This window comes from Mycobacterium sp. NGS50, from assembly GCF_059812545.1.
In genome coordinates, this window is sequence record NZ_JCALCW010000073.1 from 1 (window position 1) to 2,156 (window position 2,156).

General features: G+C 61.6%; 2 protein-coding genes. Both read left to right on the plus strand.

The window, feature by feature from the left end:
• The first annotated feature begins 517 nt into the window (after positions 1-517).
• Positions 518-706, plus strand: a complete 189-nt coding sequence (locus tag AC5Y36_RS25705) for a hypothetical protein (protein ID WP_500043801.1) — start codon at positions 518-520, stop codon at positions 704-706.
• Between the two features lie 1,145 nt (positions 707-1,851).
• A partial coding sequence (locus AC5Y36_RS25710; protein WP_500043802.1) for a P27 family phage terminase small subunit occupies positions 1,852-2,156 on the plus strand: 305 nt, incomplete at its 3' end.

A 2,156-nucleotide genomic window follows, 5' to 3' on the forward strand; every position in this document is an offset into this window, starting at 1 on the left:
CCTAGCTCGCCGGCTGGCGAGCGTCACCTTACCGACCCACATGCCAGACCGAGATTGCCCAGAAGGCGCATGTGCCGGGTCGGCGAGTCAAGCAACAATTTTGATCTTTCAAAAAATCCCGTGGTAATTACCAAGGCAACTTTGGTGGGCCAGCGCATTTACTGCTCTCCGGAACTCATCGGCGTAAACGGTACTGCGCAAATTAGCCACAGGGTTGGCAACTTAACTCACTTAACGCGCGCGCGAGAGAATAGGAGAAAAACATCACCGCAATAAGAAACAGAGTTATCCACGGAAAAGACTACGCAAGCATTATTGCCGACTCTTTTGACATTCTGATTGACGAAAGCAAGAACCAAGGCCCGGTCATCGGATTGAAGGTTAACCCGGCGAACGGTGAACCCTCATTTATCCTGCCGCTTGCATACGAGGCAGCGAAAACGTTGTGCGAGCAAATCTTAGTGACGCTCCTCGACTTAGAGCCCCGGTTTTTCGCCGGCCAGATGGTTTGACGCGCATGGACGAGCTGATAGTGACCGATCCGGGCCGTGTTCCTGTCGTGGTGTATCGCCGCGATGACGGCGGGATTGTGATTCATCGCCCGGGCGCAAGCGTGGCGCTGGGCAAAGCGGAGTGCGCCCGGCTGGCACGGTTCATCGAGGACCGGGGCCCGCTGATCGCCCACCCGTCCAGGGTCCAACCGTGACCGTCTGCGGCTGGCTTCGTGTCGAGATCAGCGCGGGCACTCCAGCGCGCGAACGCCTGTTGCACATCGACGCCGAACCGCCCGACGATCTTGCCGACGAGACCCCCGCACGTCGCGGCCGGCGACCCCTCAATCCGACACAGGGATAGGCCATCCCACCCCTACAGCAGGATTCTGGGCGACGTTCACAGCTGCCGCGGTGTCATTCCATCCGGCGACGCATTCCGTGCCGTCTGAGACCTAGCCGTGGTGGCGGCGACGTTCGGCGTACCGCGCAGACTCAACAAACAAGTTGCGTGTGAGTTAGTCAGTGAGCAACCCGAGCAACCGCGTGTTACCGCATTAGGGAATTGCCGAGGCATCGACGCGCAGCACGTGTGAGCGCACGCCGTGGTTCACCGTTGGCATCACCAGACAGAACCCCGCGCGGCATCCGATCAACCAGCATCCGATCCGCCAAGCCAATCCGCTGCGCACGCGAACGGGCCAACCCCGGTTTGCGCAGCCACGCCGCCAAGCAATCGGTCAGGCTTGCGCAACCGGGCCTGTTTTCGTGACCCCCTGGGCGCGCCGGTCGCAACGCGCGGCATGTAGTGCAGAGGTAAGCCCCCGGCGTAGCGCGGCATAGGCGACAGAGCCACGCACGGCATCGGATGGCTGACCGACCTTGCGGTGTTCACCCGCGACGACAGCGGGCGGCATCACGTAGGCCCATATCAGCGCACGCAGTGCGGTCGTCGGCGTGCGGTGCAGACCCCGCGAGCCTGCGCGCACGCGACAGCGTGGCACCGGGCGCAGCATCGACTGCCGCATTACAGATTGCAGCGCTGGCGTAACGCACAGTCATTGTTACCACGCCCGGGCTTATGTTCGCTGGCGGTTCGACAGGCACTTTCACGGCCAATCGTCCATGAATCTGGAAACGCGCAGGTGGGTGGGTTTTGATCTTGGATGCGGGCGCCCACGTACCGTTCACCGGGCTTCCTCTTGTGGGTCTCTGCATCCAAAAGCGTTTTCCGTCAGGACTCTGACCTGCATAAACGCTGAAAATGCCTGGTCAGGGCCTCGCGACTCGGCCACTCGGCCAATTCGCCAAAAGTTTGCTACACAGGAGAAACGTCATCACTTCCGAATTTCAACCTCCGATGCCGCTGGGTATCGCGGGCCGCCGATCCTGGGACCGCCACGCCGAGCGTATCCACGCCGAGGGCCGGTGGCAGTTCGTAGACCACGACATGTTGGCGATCTACTGCCAGACCCTTGAGCAGTACGAGCGCGCCCGCGCCGAGGTCGATAACTACGGCGTGCTTGTGCAGGGCCGCACGGCCAAAGAACGGGTGCGCAATCCGGCCCTGACGCCGTTGGGACAGGCCAGGGCTGATCTGATTCGGCTCGCCAAGGCCATCCCCCTGGTCAACCCCAAACCCAACTGGGATGGCGTTGAGCTAGA

Bases quoted from the DNA above. Each gene is read 5' to 3' on its own strand.
- AC5Y36_RS25705 (WP_500043801.1), top strand. From the start codon at position 518: ATGGACGAGCTGATAGTGACCGATCCGGGCCGTGTTCCTGTCGTGGTG.